Here is a 14,877-nt window from a genome sequence, read left to right as displayed (position 1 = left end):
TGGTTGTCTCGGCGGTTGGCTATTAGCCGGTCACAGGAGGATGCACACGCCGATGACGACCACCAGGTTGATCAGTATGAAGACTGCGAGCGCCCGCCCGACCGGGTGCCCGTAGTTCAGGTCGACGCCGACGCCGGCGCGTTTGGGCACCAGCAGCGAGGGGTCCGCGCGGTTGACGTAGAACAACCCGCCGAGCCACAGCTCGTCGTCGTCGGGGGAGTCGGCATCCACGGGTGTGAGCCGGCGTGTGAACCGCCGGGAGAGTCGGATCAGGTCGGCGATCATCCACATGATCAGCAGGCAGGTGACCGTCACCGTGATAGCCAGCCACCAGCGCGCGGCGGCCGGTGACTTCGCAAGCGGCAACACCAGGATGCCGGCGAAGGAGACGCCCGTGGCCAGGGCCAGCGGTCCCATCACCCGGTCGATCAGGTGCGCCTGGGCGAGGGTGAGCCGTCGAGTTCGGCTCCGGTCGCCGTCGACGGGGATGCTCGCGAGCAATCTGCGGCGGACGATTCTGGTGCACAGCGCCACCACGGCGACCAGACCGAGGCCGATGGCCGCAGGCAGTAGCACCTGCAGGGGACTACGCCGCGCCCAGCCGTCGACGGTGCCGTCGGCTCCCCAGTGGATCGGCAGTGGGTCGGGCAGCGTGTCGTAGCGCAGTAGTACGAAGACCGCGGCGACCAACAGTAGGAGCACCGAGGCGACGTACCAGGGCATTGCGCCGCCGGATTCCTCGGGGGTGCCGATCGGGGCCAGCTTTCGCACCCGCCGGTCCTCGTACCAGCCCTCCTGCCGTTTGGCCTCGATGATGGGCAGGCGCACGACCGTCCAGGACGCGAAACCCGCGCCCAACTGCGCCAACATGACGATCACGGGCAGGCCCGGGCGGCTGGCGGAGATGCCGCTTAAGTGCAGCAGCGCAATCGCCGCCACCGCGACGGCGGCGCCGACCAGGCAGCATCTGTGCCATGCGCGAATGGCGCGACGCACGACCGGTGCGTTGACGTGGTCGGCGGGTACCGACACGCCCAGTGGGAGCGTGTCCCGGGAGATGGCCGGAGTCGCCCAGAACGCCAGGCCCAGCACGACGGCGGTCAAGCTCATGCTTACGGTGTAGGCCAGCATTAGCGTTCGCTCCCCACCGGTGAGAGCGTGTCGAGCTGGTGGGCGGCGGCGTCGAGGATCTGCTTCTCGGCCAGGCCGTGTGCGCGGGCCTCGGCCAGTAGCGTGCGCAGCCGCGACTGCCACGCGGCGGCCTCGGTCCAGTCACCCGCAGGAGCGATGACGGTGCCGGACTTGGCATTGGTGACAACCAAGCCCTCGGCGCGCAGAAGATCGTAGGCCTTGGAAACGGTGGCCGGGTTGATGGCGAAGGCTCCGGCGAGGGCGCGCACGGAGGGCAAACGCCGTCCGGGCGGCAGCTCGCCGCGCGCAATTCCTTCCACGATCCGGTCGCGGATCTGCTGGTAGATCGGGGTGGGGGACAGGGGGTCGATTTCCAGGTCCATGCTGCGAACTCCCGGTGAGGGCACGACGAACTGATCTGTACTGCTAATACTAGTACAGATGGTGCAGGTGGGCCAGGTGCGTCGACGCGATACGCGCTGGGGTCAGCGGCCGCGCAGGATGTTGCCGAGGATGGAACGGGTGATCTGGCGGCCGGCGGAGCCGATCAGCTTCTCCACCTCGCGCTGACGCCGCTCGGCGGCCCGCTCCCGGGCCCGCTGCTCGCGCTCGGCCGCCTTCTCCGCCTCACGCTGCAGCCGCTCGGCGGTGCGCTGGGCCTCCCGGGCGGCCTGGGCCTCGGCCTTCGCCTGTGCCTTAGCCGCCTCCTGTGCGGCCTTCTCCGCCGCGGCCTGGGCCTCGGCCGCGGCGCGGGCCGCCTCGGCGCGGGCCGTCTCCTCCTCGGTGCGCTTGGCCAGCAGCTCGTAGGCGGACTCGTTGTCCACCGCGGTGGCGTACCTGGGCATGAGTGGCGAGGCCGAGAGCACCGACCGGATCGTGGCCGGCTGTGCCGGACCCATTACCGCGGCCGGAGTGTTCACGACGACGGGCGCCACCGGCGCGGGACGGCCCTTCTCATCCAGCACCGATACCACCGCCTGGCCCGTACCCAGGCCGGTGAGCACTCGAGTCAGGTCCAGTGGGGAGACCGGGAAGGTGGATACCGCCTGCTTCAGCTTGGCGGCGTCGGCCGGCGTATGGGCGCGCAGCGCGTGCTGGATGCGGCTGCCCAGCTGGGCCAGCACGGCCTCGGGCACGTCCGTGGGGGACTGGGTGATGAACACGATGCCGACTCCCTTGGAGCGAATGAGTCTCACCGTGCGCGTGACCGCCTCCAGGAAGGCCTTGCTGGCACCCTCGAACAGCAGGTGCGCCTCGTCGAAGAAGAACACCAGCGCCGGCTTGTCCGGGTCGCCGACCTCCGGCAGCACCTCGAACAGCTCGCCCAGCAGCCACATCAGGAAGGTGGAGAACAACGTCCCCTGGGACTGGATGTCCGCCAGTTCCAGGGACGAGATGACGCCGCGGCCGTCGGCGGCGGTCCGCAGCAGGTCGTGCACGTCCAGGGCCGGCTCCCCGAAGAAGACCGAGCCGCCGGCCGCCTCCAAGGCGGAGACCTGCCGCAGGATCACCCCCGCCGTCGCGCTGGACACCCCGCCGATGCCGCGCAACTCCTGCTTACCGGGCTCGGTGCCGGTTAAGTAGTCGACCACGCTGCGCAGGTCCTTCAGGTCTATCAGCGCCAACCCCTGCGCATCCGCCCAGTGGAACACCAGTTCCAGTGCGGAGGTCTGCGTGTCATTAAGCCCGAGAACGCGGGAGAGCAGCACCGGCCCGAAGGCCGTCACCGTGGTGCGGATGGGGGTCCCGGTGGAGGCGCCCGCTGCGGTGGCCGGCTGCGCCGCCGTCCCCTCCGAATCCCCGAGGGTGAACAACTCCAGCGGGAAGGCCCGCCCCTCCCACGCCTGCCCGGTGGCGGCGTTGCGAGCCGCGAGCTTGTCGGAGGCGGCGCCGGCCTCCGCCAAACCCGTCAGGTCCCCCTTCACATCGGACAGGAACACGGGCACGCCGGCGGTGGACAGTCCTTCCGCCAACAGTTGCAGGGTGCGCGTCTTGCCGGTACCGGTGGCGCCGGCGACCAGGGCGTGACGGTTGAGCAGACCGAGCGGGATGCCCACGTTCACCCCGGGCACCGGGATCGGCTCCGACGTCTTCGTCCCGGCCGGGTGCGGCTCGTCTTCGGTGGGGTAGTCCAGGTAGGTACCCACCGGCAGTACGGGGCCGGCGAAGGCGTATCCGTCCCGCACGCGGGCGGCGTAGCCGGAGGCTGCTTCCGACTCCACCGCCGGGGCGTCCTGCGGCTCCGTTGCTGCGGGAGCCGCAGGCGCCGTGGCGGCCGGGTCCGCCGAGCCGGGCGTGCGAGCCTCCATCTGAGTCGGCGCATCGAGCGGTTGAGGCGAGGACTCGACGGCGGGCTCGGTCTGAGCGGCCAGCGCAGCCTCCAACGCTGCCTGTGCGGCGGCCGCCTTCGCCGCGGCGGCGTCCGCGGCCGCTTGCGCCGCCGCGGCCTTGAGGCGGGCGATCTCGGCTGGGTCGGGTGTGGGACTCGTCATGCCCGCATCGTATGCGGCCATGCAATTCCAACGCGAGGTCGGTTGAACTTACGTGCCGAGGTCGGTAGTTGTTACGTGCCGAGGTCGGTCGATAAGGGATACCGGCCGTTGTTCACCGGCCCGGTAGGTGAGTTTGAGCCGCCATCGCGCGGTTGCATAGGTCCGGCGCATTTGCGTCGCCGATCCGTGCGACGATGGGAGGCATGAGCCGGTGTCACTTCGGCGTGTATGCCCGCATAGTCGAGGGCGCGCGCATGCTCTGTGTCCGTAAGACGCGCGGACCGTACATGGGGCTGTGGGATCTGCCGGGTGGAAGACCCGAGCCGGGCGAGTACTGGGAGGAGACCCTGCGCCGTGAGTTGAAAGAAGAAGTGGGTATCTCGTCCTTCACGGTGCAGGGTATGCGACGGGTGGAAGTCCACGTGACCGAGGACTCGTGCGGCAACACCATCGACTTCTACCACTACGGGGTGGTGGCAGATGTGGCGCTCGCGGAGGAACTGCCGCCGCTGGCCCCGACCTCGTCCGACACCGGTGGTTACCAGTGGCGTCGGCTCGACGAACCCTCCTGCCTGAGCGCCCTCGCTCTCCTCGCGGCCAGGGTGCCCCGGGTGTGAAACGGCCCGGCGGGTTAACAGACTCTCCAGGTTTACGGGTTGGCGGACGGCGGCTCGTGGCTCGCTGTACCCGCAAGTCGGAAGCGCCGGTTGACAGGGTATCGGCGTCGGAGGCTTACGCTTCGAGCATGTCGCTCACGGTGGTCACCGACTCGGCAGCCTGTCTGCCCGCTGCGCTCGCGGATGCGCGCGGCATCATCGTCGTTCCCCTGCATACCGTGGAGGCGGACGACGGCGCGGCGACGACGGCGCGCCCGACGGTCGCCGAACTCATTGACGCCTACCGTCTGGCCGCGCGGCGCGGCGACGAGGTGCTCGCGGTGCATGTCACGGCCGCCCTGTCGGGCACGGTCGAAAACGCCCGGACGGCGGCGCGCGAACTGGCCACACAGGGGATACCGGTCACGGCCCTGGACTCCGGGGCCTCGGGCGGCGCACTGGGGCTGGCCGCCCTGGCCGCCGCCGAGGCCGACGACGCCCGCCGCGGTGCCGCCCGCGCCCGCGAGTCGGCGGCCCGCTCCAGGCTGTTCTTCCTGGTTCAGGACCTGAACCACCTGCGGCGCGGCGGCAGGCTCAACCGTGGCACCGCCTTCGTCGGCGGAACCCTGGGCATTCGCCCCATCCTGACCACCGGGCCGGAGGGAATCGGCGTAGTCGAGACGGTCCGTGGTGCCGCCCGTGCCCGCCGCCACCTGATCGCGCAGGCCGTGCGTGCGGCGGGTGGAACCGCCCTGACCGGCCCGCGGCCACCCGCCGCGCCGGTGCGACTGGCCGTTCACTACGGCGACGATCCGGCCGACGGACGCGCCCTGGAGAACGATCTGGCAGATGCCATGGTCGAGGCCGGAGCCGTCGTCGAGTCCATCATGCGTTCACCCGCCGACCCGGCCAGCCGCGTCCACCTGGGCCCCGGCGCCCTGGGCATCGTCGTCGCCCCGCACCTGGAGCCGCCGCGCTAGTACACGCGCCGCCAGTGTCCACAGGCACCGTTCGCCGCACCCACCGCCGACGCCATCCACAGTCCCAAAGACGGGGCGACCCCAGTCGCCCTACCGTCGGCGCATGAGCGGCAAACGGGTGGCGGACCGGGTGGGCAAACGCCCCCTGACGGACTTCGTGCGCATCGCCTGCTCCACCGACCCGATCGAACCGGTGCGGCGCCCGCGGCGACTCGCCCTCGCCCCCAGGGCCGCCATCGGCATCGGCGTCGCCCTGGTGACACTGGCACTCGTTCTCGCCCTGCGCACGGTGCTGGTCGCCCCCAAGCCCCACAGCCGCGATGCCGCCACCACTTCGGCTGCCCCCGCGGCGACCGTCCCGGCTACCGATCCACTGGGAACCGTCGCGCCGGCCGGAGCTGAGGCGGGTGGGGAGGTGGTGGTGCACGTCGCCGGCGCCGTCACCAGCCCCGGCGTGGTCGTGCTGCCAGCGGGTGCCCGCGTCGTCGACGCGATCGCCGCCGCGGACGGCGCCCTGCCCGACGCGGACACCGACCAGCTCAACCTCGCCCGCATCCTCTCCGACGGCGAGCAGGTGCGTGTGCCGCACCAGGGAGAGGACGCCTCCAACTGGAACCTGGACGACGCCACCGCGGCGGGAACGAGCGCCGCGGGGAATGACGGCGGCGCCGAAGCCACCGGCGGCCGCGTCAACATCAACACCGCCACCGCCGCCGAACTGGAAGGCCTGACCGGCATCGGACCCGCCCTGGCCCAGCGCATCGTCGACTACCGCACCGAACACGGCCCCTTCACCGCCGTCGACGAACTCACCGACGTCTCCGGCATCGGCGCCGCCAAGCTCGAGGCACTCCGAGACGAGGCGACCGTATGAACAGCGATCGCATGAGCGCCAGGGCGGTCGGCGCGCGTCGGCACCGCGCCCACCGCACCGAGACCGCCCCCTGGGACGATCCCGCCACCCTGCGCCGCCTGTCCCCGAACCGGCGTGCGCGGCACGCCATCAGCGACAGTGCCCCACCGCCACTCGACCTGCGGCTGGCTCCCGCCGCGGTCGCTGCCTGGGCCGGCGCCTTCTGGGCGATCGGCCTAGGCGGAGAACGGCCCTGGCTGCCCGCGGCGGTCGGTGCGGCCGGTGCCGTGCTGGCAGCAATCCCCCTGGCCGTGGCCGGTGCCGGTTTCCGTCCGCCCCGGCACCGCCACGACCCCAGGCCCGGCGCCAACGCCCCCGACGGCTCCGCGATCGGATCGGTGTCCGCCTCACTGCTCGTACTGGTGCTGGCGGTCGCAGCGGTGCTCGCGGCCACCGCGGCCGGCTCCTGGGCTCGCAGCCGCGATCCACTCACCCTTGCCGCCGCGCAGGAGCGCACCGTCATCCTGACCGGCACGGTCACCCGCACACCGCGCGCCACCGCCACCGCACGCTGGACGACCGTCTTGACCACGCTCGCCGTCGACACCGTCGACGGCGCCCGCTCTCGCCTTACGGCAACGGTTCTGGGAGACGCCGACTGGTTGAAGGTGCCCATGGGCGCACCGGTGCGCGTACAGGTGCGGCTGCGGCCCGCGGACCCCGGCGGCGCCGAGGCCGCCATCATCGGCGCCAACGCCGCAGTGACCACCACCGGCCCCGCCACCGGGGTGCTCGGCACCGTCGCCTCCCTGCGTGACGGGCTCATCACCGCCGTCGGGCCGGAGCCCGCCCGGACGAAACCCGGGAGCGGGACCCGGGTGACCTGGCCGGCCGGCGCCCGTGCCCTCGTGCCCGGCGTCGCCCTCGGGGATGACCACGCGCTGCCCACCGAGGTGCGCGAGGACATGCGCACCGTGTCCATGACCCACTTGACGGCGGTCTCCGGTGAGCACGTAGCCATCGTCCTGGGCCTGGCGCTGACCGGACTGGGCATCCTGCCCCGGTGGGCGCGTGCCGGCGTCGGCGCCCTGGTCCTGGCCGGGCTGGTGGTGTTGGTGCGTCCGGACGGCTCCGTGCTGCGGGCGGCCGCCATGGGCGCGGTCATGCTGCTGGGCGTGGCGGCGGGAAGACGCTCCGCCTCTCTGCCGGCCCTGTGCACCGGGGTGATCGTCCTGCTGCTGGTCGACCCGTGGCAGGCCCGCGACTACGGCTTCGCCCTGTCCGTGCTGGCCACCGCCGGCATCCTGCTCGGCGCCGCCCCGCTGACCGCCGCCCTGTCCCGCCGCCTGCCGCGCCCGCTGGCCGCCGGCCTGGCGCTGCCGGTGGTCGCACAACTCGCCTGCGCCCCGGTGCTGGTACTCCTGCGTCCGAGCGTCGGCATCTGGTCGGTGGCGGCCAATGTGCTCGCCGCCCCGCCCGTGCCCGTAGCCACCGTCTGCGGCATCCTCGCCGCCCTGGTGGCGCCGTGGTGGCCGCAGGCCGCAGCGGTGATCGCGTGGCCGGCGACGGCCTCTTGCGCCTGGCTGGCGCTGGTGGCCCGAATGTGCGCCCGCCTTCCGGGCGCTGCCCTCGCCTGGCCGGGGCAGTTGGGCGGGGCGCTGTTGCTGGCCGGCATAGAGGCGGCGGCGATCGCGGCCCTGTATCGGCGTGGCCGGCGGCGCGAACATGGCACCGGTCGCCGTGGCAGGCTATGAGCCATGGCAACCTCCCGAACCTCCCGCGGCGGCCGCCGCGCCCCCACCGGACCCGCCTGGGACGAGGTCGAGCTCGCGCCGATCGTGCTGATCCGGGCGGGGGAGGAGCTGCTCGCCGACCGGGCCGTATCGCGGCTCGAGGCCCAGGCGCGCCGACGGGACCCGGCCACCGAGGTCACCATCGTCCAGGCCGCCACCTACGAGGCCCACCAGCTGGACACGCTGGTGTCGCCATCCCTGTTCGGAGAGCCCAAGCTCGTGCTCATACCCGCCCTGGAGCAGATGACCGACGCGCTGCTGACGGACCTGCTCGCCTACGTGCCCGCGCCCGCCCCGGATGTCACCGTGATCCTGCGGCACAACGGCGGCCAGCGCGGCAAGAGGCTACTGGACGCGCTCGGCAAGTCCCCCTACCCGGTCTGCACGATCCAGGCCGTGAAGTCTCCCAAGGACAAGGCCGCCCTGGTGAGCGCAGACGTACGGCGGGCCGGGCGCCGCATGGACCCCGACGCCGTCGGGGCGCTGGTTGACGCGCTCGGAAACGACCTGCGGGAACTGTGTGCGGCCGCCGAGCAACTCATATCCGACACGCAGGGCACCATCACCGTTGACATCGTCAACACCTACTACGCCGGTCGCTTCGAGGCCACCGGCTTCACCGTCGCCGACGCCGCCGCGGCCGGGAACGTCGCCCAGGCCGTCACCGCCCTGCGGCACGCCCTGGCCACCGGCACCGACCCGGTGCCCATCGTCGCCGCCCTGGCCATGAAGATCCGCCAACTCGCCCGGGTCGCCGCCATGGGTGGTCGCCGTGGCATGACCGCCCGCGACCTGGGCATGGCGCCGTGGCAGGCAGACCGCGCCCGCCGCGAGCTGGCCGGCTGGTCCGACGACGCCCTCGCCGTGGCGATCCAGGCGGTAGCCCGCGCCGACGCCGAGGTCAAGGGCGCCTCCCGCGACCCCGTCTACGCCGTCGAGCGGGCCGTTATCACCATCTGCGACGCCCGCCGCGGAAGAGTGCCGGTGCGCTCCTCCTAGCGCCGGACCCAACGCCGGGTGGCGGGCCGCCCGCTGCTCAGGACTGCGCGATGGCGGCCAGAGTCAGCGCGGTGCGCATTGCCGCGCACGCCGCCTCGTAACCCTTGTCCTCGTCAGAGCCGGGGCCACCGCAGCGGGCGAGCGCCTGGGCCTCGTCGTCGCAGGTGAGCAGGCCGAAACCCACCGGCACCCCCGTGTCGAGGGCAACCCTGCTCAGCCCGTCGGTGGCGGCTCGGCACACGTAGTCGAAGTGCGGAGTGCCGCCGCGGATGACCACCCCCAGCGCCACGACGGCATCGGCCCCGCCTCGCGCCGCGGCGGCGGCGAGGATCGGCAACTCGAAGGAGCCGACGGCCCGCACAACGTTAGCCCGCGCCCCGGCGTCCTCGATAGCGCGCAGGGCCCCCGCGAGCAGACCGTCCATGACCTGCTCATGCCACTGGGCGGCGACAACCGTCACCTTCATTCCATGCGCGCGCGGTGCACTCTGCTCCGGCGCCCCGGTTCCACTCATCGTGCTGCTCCTTCGGTCTCGTTGATGCTGCTGTCGCCGGTGCGGTCGCCGCTGTCGTCCAGCGCCGGTCGGTCACTGGAGGCCGTCTCCTCGGAGGGCAGGGCAGCCGACGGGGGAGGTGTCCCGCCGGCGTCGAGCCCCGTGAACAGGTGCCCCATGCGATCACGTTTGGTGCGCAGGTAGGTGAGGTTCTCCCCGTTGGCGAAGGTCGGCGTCGCCCGCCGGGCGGACACGCTCACCCCGTAGCGCTCCAGGCCCGCGACCTTGTCCGGGTTGTTCGTCATGAGCTCGACCGAGCGCACGCCGAGGAACCTCAGCACCTGGGCGGCGGTGGCATAGCTGCGCGCATCGGCCGGCAGCCCCAGTGCGACGTTGGCGTCGAGGGTGTCCATGCCCCCCTCCTGGAGCGCGTAGGCGCGCAGCTTGTCGATGAGCCCGATGCCGCGCCCCTCATGATCGGAGGCATAGACGAGCACGCCGCGTCCGCGGGCGCTGATCGTCTCCATGGCGGCGCGCAGCTGCGGCCCGCAGTCGCAGCGCAGGGAGGAGAGGACGTCGCCGGTCAGGCAGGCGGAATGCACCCTGGTGAGGACGTCCTCGCCGTCGCCGATACTGCCGCACACGAGCGCGAGGTACTCGGCGCCGTCGACCCGGCTGCGCAGGGCATGAGCGGTGAACTCTCCGTGGGCGGTGGGCAGGTGCGCCGTGACGACCTCCTCGACGAGCTCCTCGTGCAGCCACCGGAAGTGTTCGAGCTCGCCTACCGAGATCATGGGTATGGAATGCGCGTCGGCCAACTGACGCAGCTCGTGGCGGCGCGCCATGGTTCCGTCGTCGTTGACGACCTCGACGAGGACCCCGACCGGGCGGTGACCGGACAGGCGCATGAGGTCGATGGCGGCCTCGGTGTGCCCGCGGCGCGCAAGAATCCCTCCCCGGCGGGCGCGCAGCGGGAAGACGTGGCCGGGGTGGACGAGGTCGGTCGGTACGGAGTCCGGGTCTGCCAGGACGCGGATGGTGCGTGCCCGGTCGGCGGCGCTCACGCCGGTCGTAACCCCGTTGCGGGCGTCTGCGCTTAGCGTGAAGGCCGTTCGCTTGGGGTCGGTATTGCGATCAGTCATCATGGGGATGTCCAGGCGATCGAGCTCCTCCGCCGTCGTGGGCACGCAGATGATTCCCGTTGAGTGGCGGACGGCGAAGGCCAGTTGCTCGGCGGTGGCCGTCTGTGCCGGGAAAATGAGGTCCCCCTCGTTCTCCCGGGCCTCGTCGTCGACGACGATCACCATGCGGCCTGCGCGAAGCGCGCCGAGGGCCTGCTCGACGGTGTCGAAGCGGATGCCGGCAGACGTGCCCGCGGGACCGGCAGTCGGATCGTCCCGGTGCTCCATGGGGCGGGTGCTGTCGGGCATGCTCACGCCTTCTCCCGATCCGACCCGGCGGCGAGGAGCCGTTCGACGTACTTCGACATGACATCGACCTCCAGGTTCACCCGATCGCCCGGCGCTCTGATGCCGAGGGTCGTGCGGCGCAGAGTCTCTGGAATGAGGCCGACGGTGAAGGACGGCCCGCCCCGGTCCGGGGCCTTGCCATTCCCGGTACCGTCGTCGACGTCGACCACGGTCAGGGAGACCCCGTCGAGGGCGACGGAGCCCTTGCCGGCGACGTAGCGGGCGAGATGCCGGGGCAGGCCGAGGCGCACGAGGTCCCAGTGCTCCCCGTGCCGGCGGTCAAGGATGTTGACGGTTGCGTCGACGTGTCCCTGGACGACGTGCCCGCCCAGGCGGTCACCCGCGCGCAGCGCCCGTTCGAGGTTGACGTGGTGGTCGGGGGCCAGGTCGCCCAGGTTGGTGCGGGCGAGCGTCTCCGCCATGAGGTCCGCGGTGAAGGCGCCGTCGTGCAGTTCGGTGACGGTCAGGCAGCAGCCGTTGACGGCGATGGAGTCGCCCTCCCGCGCGTCCCGGGTGACCGTCGGCGCGTCGACCGTGAGCCGGGCGGAGTCTGCCATGGTCTCGAGCCGGACGACCCGTCCGAGCTCCTCAACGATTCCCGTGAACATCAGTGATTCTCCTCAGCGTGTTGTGGGGGAGTGGGTGGAGTCATGGATGAGGGGACGGTTGTGGTGGCGAGGTCTGTGCCGCCGAGATCACCGGTCACGCGGATCGCAGGATCGCCGCCCGCGTCTAGAACCTCGACGTGAACCTGCCCGAGGCGCAGGATGTCGGCGATCGTCGACACTCCGAAGTCAGCTGTGGCGGCGAGCCCGGCGCCGAGCAGCGCGGGCGCGATGTAGGCGACCACCTCGTCGATTACGCCCGCGCGCAGGAAAGCGGCCGCGAGGGTGGGGCCGCCCTCCAGGAGGACGTGGCGGATCTCGCGGGCGGCGAGGGCGTTGAGTACGGCGTGCGGGTCGCGCTCCGATAGCAGGAGGTGATTGTCGTCGGCGAGCACCCGCGCGGTGGGTGGGACGGGACGCGAGCCGACGACGACGCGCAGCGGCTGAAGTCTGGCCGGTGCCGGTTCACCCGCCTCGTCACGGATGGTGAGTGCCGGGTCGTCGGCGAGTACGGTGCCGGTGCCCACCATGATGGCATCACAGTCGCGGCGCAGGCGGTGTGCGTCGTGTCGGGCCGCCGGAGGGGTGATCCAACGGCTTGTCGCATCGGCAGCGGCGATGCGGCCGTCGAGGGTCGCCGCGAGCTTCCAGGTCACCATGGGACGGCCGGTCCTGACGGCGAAGAGCCAGGGGCGCATGAGCCGTGCGGCCTGCTCGGCGCACAGGCCGCGCTGGACGCGGACCCCGGCGGCTGCGAGGGCGGCCGCACCGCCCCGAGCCTGCGCGGTGGGATCGTCCAGGGCGTAGATGACCTTGGCGACCCCCGCGTCGAGGAGCGCCTGAGAGCACGGGCCGGTGCGGCCCTGGTGATTGCAGGGCTCAAGCGTGACGACAGCGGTGGTGCCGCGCGCGCTGAAGCCCGACGCCGCCAGGTTCTTCAGGGCATCGACCTCGGCGTGGGCGGTGCCGGCGCCGCGGTGGTGGCCCTCGGCCAGGACGTCTCCCGTGCGGGAGAGAATGACGCAACCGACCCGGGGATTGGGACCGGCAGGGACGTCGGGGGAGGCGGCTGCGTCGAGGGCGCGGTGCATCGCGGCCGTCTCCGCAATCGAGAACGCGGTCATGTGGTCCTCTCCCTCGGGTGCGCTGGGGGAGAGGACGCGCGGGCGCGTCGGCCAACGGCCACATGACGCGACATCGCGTGTCCCGTGTGCGCTTCCCATCCGGACTTTTACCGTCGGTCCAGGAGTTCCACCTGGTCAGCCGACCGCAGAAGCGGACGGGTCGCGGACTGTCACCGCCGGTTCGGACTTACACCGACCCCAGAGCACACGAGAATGTCTCGTTGCGGCGAATATACCGAGACATGGCGATTGACACCAGCGATTTCGGTGGGGAGAGGGAACAGGCCGGGTTACTTCTTGCGATATAGGGACTTCGTGGCGAAGACCGGCTCGTTGGTCACCTGAATCCCCAGGGAGCGGAAGATGCCCTCGTCCACCGGTCCCAGGATGGTCGAGGTGTGCACGTCGCAGCCGCGCAGGCTGCCCAGCTCGTCCAGCGCGCGGGCGGCGTTGGCATCCCCGTTGGCTGACACCGCCAGCGCGATCAGTACCTCGTCGGTGTGTAGGCGCGGGTTGCGGCTGCCCAGGTGGCGGGTCTTGAGCGTCTGGATCGGTTCGATCGACTCCTTGGCGAGCAGGTCGACCGTCGGGTCTATGCCGGCCAGGCGCTTGAGGGCGTTGAGCAGCATGGCGGAGGAGCAGCCCAGCAGCGGGGAGGTCTTGCCCAGCGCGATGGTTCCGTCAGGCAGCTCAATGGCCGCGGCCGGCGCATCGGTCGCAGCGGCCAACTCCAATGCCGGTTTGACGACGGAACGGTCCTCCTTGGCAATGCCGAGCTTGCTCATCAGCAGGGCGATCCGCCCGGACTGGACCGGCTCGAGCATGTCCCGCTTCTCCGCCACCAGCGCCTTGTAGTAGCGGCGGATCACCTCCTGTTTGGAGGCCTCCCGGCACACGTCGTCGTCGCTGATGCAGTAGCCGGCCATATTCACCCCCATGTCGGTGGGGGAGGCGTACGGGGAGGTGCCCATGATCTGCTCGAACAGGCGTGAGAGCACCGGGAACACTTCAACGTCGCGGTTGTAGTTGACGGTCTGCACGCCGTGGGTGGCCAGGTGGTAGGGGTCGATCATGTTCACGTCGTCAAGGTCGGCGGTGGCGGCCTCGTAGGCGATGTTGACCGGGTGGTCCAGCGGCAGATTCCAGATGGGGAAGGTCTCGAACTTGGCGTAGCCGGAGGAGATGCCGCGCACGTGGTCGTGGTAGATCTGCGACAGGCAGGTGGCCATCTTTCCCGATCCCGGCCCCGGCGCGGTGACCACCACCAGGTCGCGGGACGTCTTGATGTACTCATTGCGCCCGTACCCCTGGTCGGAGACGATGCGCGCCACGTCGTTGGGGTAACCGGGGATCGGGAAGTGGCGGTAGACGGTGATGCCGAGCTTCTCCAGTTTGCGCTTGAACTCGGCGGCCTGCTGGTTGTCGTCGGTCCACTGGGTGATCACCACGCTGCCCACATACAGCCCGTAGTCGCGGAAGGCATCCACATGGCGGAGTACCTCGTCCTCGTAGGAGGTGCCGTGGTCGGCGCGGATCTTGTGGCGGGCGAAGTCCTTGGCATTGACGGCGACGATGATCTCCACGTCGTCGGCCAACTCGGCGAGCATCACGATCTTGTTGTCGGGGGTGAAACCGGGCAGGACGCGGGAGGCGTGCATGTCGTCGATGAGCTTGCCGCCGAACTCCAGGTAGAGCTTGCCGCCGAACTGGGCCCGGCGTTGTGCGATTCGCTCGGACTGCAGTTTGAGGTATTTGTCCCGGTCGAACCCGATGCGCATGCGTTCTCCTCACGGTCGCCTGAATGTGCGGCCGGGCGGGAGGGCGCCGGCCTGAGGAATCGTAACGCCGTCGGAGCGGGCCACGAGTACGGGTCCGGAAGACGGAAACCAGGAAGGGCGCCTCCCAGTTGGGAGACGCCCTTCCAGACGCATTCGTGCGCGCGCCGGGTCACATGGCGTTGACGCGCTTGGCCAGCTTCGACTTGCGGTTGCGGGCCTGGTTGCGGTGAATGACGCCCTTGGAGACGGCCTTGTCCAGCTTGCGGCAGGCCTTGCGCAGGTGCTCCTCGGCGGCCTGCTTGTCGCCGGCCTCGACGGCCTCGCGCGTCCGGCGCACGTAGGTCTTGAGCTCGGACTTGACGGACTTGTTGCGCAGGCGGGCCTTCTCGTTGGTCTTGATGCGCTTGATCTGAGACTTGATGTTCGCCACTGTGAGTGAAGCTTTCTGGTGTCTGAATGGTCAATGGCCGGAGAGAGGGTTGGCGCCGCGGGCGGACTTGAGGTGGTGGAAGCACCCGGCAGGCCCGGTCGCCGGACCCCGAAGCCGGCCAGGCCAGAGGTCCA

General features: G+C 71.0%; 14 protein-coding genes and 1 riboswitch. Of the genes, 5 read left to right on the top strand and 9 right to left on the bottom strand.

Translation table 11 applies throughout. From position 1 onward, the window contains the following. Positions 1 to 30 precede the first annotated feature (30 nt). The 3 genes from C3B71_RS09090 to C3B71_RS09080 all read right to left on the bottom strand — a co-directional run bounded on the left by C3B71_RS09090 (position 31) and on the right by C3B71_RS09080 (position 3,623). Positions 31 to 1,110: a DUF1648 domain-containing protein gene (locus C3B71_RS09090; protein WP_159097671.1), complete on the bottom strand. Its 1,080-nt coding sequence runs from the start codon at positions 1,108 to 1,110 to the stop codon at positions 31 to 33. Between the two features lie 20 nt (positions 1,111 to 1,130). Beyond that, complete coding sequence (locus C3B71_RS09085) at positions 1,131 to 1,514, bottom strand: GntR family transcriptional regulator (protein WP_108967556.1); 384 nt, start codon at positions 1,512 to 1,514, stop codon at positions 1,131 to 1,133. Between the two features lie 102 nt (positions 1,515 to 1,616). Then, complete coding sequence (locus tag C3B71_RS09080) at positions 1,617 to 3,623, bottom strand: helicase HerA-like domain-containing protein (RefSeq protein ID WP_108969764.1); 2,007 nt, start codon at positions 3,621 to 3,623, stop codon at positions 1,617 to 1,619. Positions 3,624 to 3,826: 203 nt separating this feature from the next. Between C3B71_RS09080 and C3B71_RS09075 the strand changes: the two genes are divergently transcribed. The 5 genes from C3B71_RS09075 to holA all read left to right on the top strand — a co-directional run bounded on the left by C3B71_RS09075 (position 3,827) and on the right by holA (position 8,844). After that, entirely contained in the window at positions 3,827 to 4,240 is a 414-nt protein-coding gene (locus C3B71_RS09075) for an NUDIX domain-containing protein (RefSeq protein WP_159097670.1), read from the top strand. Positions 4,241 to 4,368: 128 nt separating this feature from the next. Next, positions 4,369 to 5,199, top strand: coding sequence for a DegV family protein (locus C3B71_RS09070; RefSeq protein WP_108967552.1), 831 nt, complete (start codon positions 4,369 to 4,371; stop codon positions 5,197 to 5,199). A gap of 103 nt (positions 5,200 to 5,302) precedes the next feature. After that, positions 5,303 to 6,073: a helix-hairpin-helix domain-containing protein gene (locus C3B71_RS09065; protein ID WP_234415867.1), complete on the top strand. Its 771-nt coding sequence runs from the start codon at positions 5,303 to 5,305 to the stop codon at positions 6,071 to 6,073. After that, positions 6,070 to 7,806 (top strand): ComEC/Rec2 family competence protein, encoded by a 1,737-nt coding sequence (locus C3B71_RS09060; RefSeq protein WP_234415866.1) that lies wholly within the window; start codon positions 6,070 to 6,072, stop codon positions 7,804 to 7,806. Before C3B71_RS09065 ends, C3B71_RS09060 begins: the two co-directional genes overlap by 4 nt. 3 nt (positions 7,807 to 7,809) lie before the next feature. Beyond that, positions 7,810 to 8,844: a DNA polymerase III subunit delta gene (gene holA, locus C3B71_RS09055; protein WP_108967550.1), complete on the top strand. Its 1,035-nt coding sequence runs from the start codon at positions 7,810 to 7,812 to the stop codon at positions 8,842 to 8,844. Positions 8,845 to 8,881: 37 nt separating this feature from the next. Here the strand turns inward: holA and ribH are convergent, their stop codons facing one another. The 6 genes from ribH to rpsT all read right to left on the bottom strand — a co-directional run bounded on the left by ribH (position 8,882) and on the right by rpsT (position 14,743). Beyond that, positions 8,882 to 9,358 carry a 6,7-dimethyl-8-ribityllumazine synthase gene (gene ribH / locus C3B71_RS09050; RefSeq protein WP_108967548.1) on the bottom strand — a complete coding sequence of 159 codons (477 nt, stop codon included), beginning with the start codon at positions 9,356 to 9,358 and terminating at the stop codon, positions 8,882 to 8,884. After that, positions 9,355 to 10,746: a bifunctional 3,4-dihydroxy-2-butanone-4-phosphate synthase/GTP cyclohydrolase II gene (locus tag C3B71_RS09045; protein WP_108969759.1), complete on the bottom strand. Its 1,392-nt coding sequence runs from the start codon at positions 10,744 to 10,746 to the stop codon at positions 9,355 to 9,357. The genes ribH and C3B71_RS09045 overlap by 4 nt, the downstream gene beginning before the upstream one ends. Before the next feature lie 23 nt (positions 10,747 to 10,769). Continuing rightward, positions 10,770 to 11,414, bottom strand: a complete 645-nt coding sequence (locus tag C3B71_RS09040) for a riboflavin synthase (RefSeq protein ID WP_108967546.1) — start codon at positions 11,412 to 11,414, stop codon at positions 10,770 to 10,772. Next, on the bottom strand, positions 11,414 to 12,535 hold the full coding sequence (ribD, locus tag C3B71_RS09035; RefSeq protein WP_108967544.1) for a bifunctional diaminohydroxyphosphoribosylaminopyrimidine deaminase/5-amino-6-(5-phosphoribosylamino)uracil reductase RibD: 1,122 nt from the start codon (positions 12,533 to 12,535) through the stop codon (positions 11,414 to 11,416). Before ribD ends, C3B71_RS09040 begins: the two co-directional genes overlap by 1 nt. An 82-nt stretch (positions 12,536 to 12,617) precedes the next feature. Then, positions 12,618 to 12,746: riboswitch (FMN riboswitch) on the bottom strand. Positions 12,747 to 12,825: 79 nt separating this feature from the next. Further along, positions 12,826 to 14,313: a DUF1846 domain-containing protein gene (locus C3B71_RS09030; RefSeq protein WP_108967542.1), complete on the bottom strand. Its 1,488-nt coding sequence runs from the start codon at positions 14,311 to 14,313 to the stop codon at positions 12,826 to 12,828. A gap of 169 nt (positions 14,314 to 14,482) precedes the next feature. Next, positions 14,483 to 14,743 carry a 30S ribosomal protein S20 gene (rpsT, locus tag C3B71_RS09025; protein WP_073328083.1) on the bottom strand — a complete coding sequence of 87 codons (261 nt, stop codon included), beginning with the start codon at positions 14,741 to 14,743 and terminating at the stop codon, positions 14,483 to 14,485. Positions 14,744 to 14,877 lie beyond the last annotated feature (134 nt).

Origin of the sequence: Actinomyces sp. Z16 (assembly GCF_003111765.1) — a bacterium.
Lineage (GTDB): Bacteria > Actinomycetota > Actinomycetes > Actinomycetales > Actinomycetaceae > Actinomyces > Actinomyces glycerinitolerans.
This window is presented reverse-complemented; position numbering and strand designations above follow the sequence as displayed.

What these genes read in the sequence shown, in the direction of transcription:
- C3B71_RS09060 (WP_234415866.1), top strand. Translation starts at nt 6,070, where the DNA reads ATGAACAGCGATCGCATGAGCGCCAGGGCGGTCGGCGCGCGTCGGCAC.
- C3B71_RS09090 (WP_159097671.1), bottom strand. Translation starts at nt 1,110, where the DNA reads ATGAGCTTGACCGCCGTCGTGCTGGGCCTGGCGTTCTGGGCGACTCCG.
- C3B71_RS09040 (WP_108967546.1), bottom strand. Translation starts at nt 11,414, where the DNA reads ATGTTCACGGGAATCGTTGAGGAGCTCGGACGGGTCGTCCGGCTCGAG.
- C3B71_RS09085 (WP_108967556.1), bottom strand. Translation starts at nt 1,514, where the DNA reads ATGGACCTGGAAATCGACCCCCTGTCCCCCACCCCGATCTACCAGCAG.
- C3B71_RS09045 (WP_108969759.1), bottom strand. Translation starts at nt 10,746, where the DNA reads ATGGAGCACCGGGACGATCCGACTGCCGGTCCCGCGGGCACGTCTGCC.
- holA (WP_108967550.1), top strand. Translation starts at nt 7,810, where the DNA reads ATGGCAACCTCCCGAACCTCCCGCGGCGGCCGCCGCGCCCCCACCGGA.
- ribD (WP_108967544.1), bottom strand. Translation starts at nt 12,535, where the DNA reads ATGACCGCGTTCTCGATTGCGGAGACGGCCGCGATGCACCGCGCCCTC.
- ribH (WP_108967548.1), bottom strand. Translation starts at nt 9,358, where the DNA reads ATGAGTGGAACCGGGGCGCCGGAGCAGAGTGCACCGCGCGCGCATGGA.
- C3B71_RS09070 (WP_108967552.1), top strand. Translation starts at nt 4,369, where the DNA reads ATGTCGCTCACGGTGGTCACCGACTCGGCAGCCTGTCTGCCCGCTGCG.
- C3B71_RS09030 (WP_108967542.1), bottom strand. Translation starts at nt 14,313, where the DNA reads ATGCGCATCGGGTTCGACCGGGACAAATACCTCAAACTGCAGTCCGAG.
- C3B71_RS09065 (WP_234415867.1), top strand. Translation starts at nt 5,303, where the DNA reads ATGAGCGGCAAACGGGTGGCGGACCGGGTGGGCAAACGCCCCCTGACG.
- C3B71_RS09080 (WP_108969764.1), bottom strand. Translation starts at nt 3,623, where the DNA reads ATGACGAGTCCCACACCCGACCCAGCCGAGATCGCCCGCCTCAAGGCC.
- C3B71_RS09075 (WP_159097670.1), top strand. Translation starts at nt 3,827, where the DNA reads ATGAGCCGGTGTCACTTCGGCGTGTATGCCCGCATAGTCGAGGGCGCG.